This is a genomic window from Bacillus sp. SIMBA_005, assembly GCF_046535585.1.
Classification (GTDB): Bacteria; Bacillota; Bacilli; order Bacillales; family Bacillaceae; genus Bacillus; species Bacillus pumilus.
This window is the reverse complement of the sequence record NZ_JAWRWI010000096.1, coordinates 1-367: the sequence shown is the minus strand read 5'-3', so window position 1 is coordinate 367 and position 367 is coordinate 1. Positions and strand designations below refer to the sequence as shown.

Below are 367 nucleotides of genomic sequence, written 5' to 3'. Positions count from 1 at the left end.
CCAAATTGCTGCAGGAGAATGCTTACCGTGAGTTGCTTCTGCGCCAGCGCATTAACGAAGCCGCGCAGGCGGTGATGGTGGCTTACGCGATGGGCGGCGATCTTGACCAGCTCGCTGCCAACTACAACGTGAAACGCCTGACGGTGACGCCTGCTGATAATGACGCTGTGCCGCCCGTTGCGGCTGTGATGGAAAGCGATGAAGCGTTACGCCTGCGTGTGCCTGCAGCCTTTGAAGGGCTTTCAGTTGCGGGGCCAACTGCAGCCTATGAATTTCATGCCCGAAGCGCCGACGGTCGGGTGGCGGATGCCAGTGCAACCAGTCCGGCACCTGCAGAGGTGGTACTGACTGTCCTTAGCCGTGAAGG

The 367-nt window shown here is 59.9% G+C and carries 1 protein-coding gene; it reads left to right on the top strand.

Annotation, left to right across the window (positions count from 1 at the left end; all coding sequences use genetic code 11):
- On the top strand, positions 1 to 367 hold a 367-nt coding region (locus SB660_RS19275), incomplete at both ends, for a baseplate assembly protein (RefSeq protein WP_410583832.1).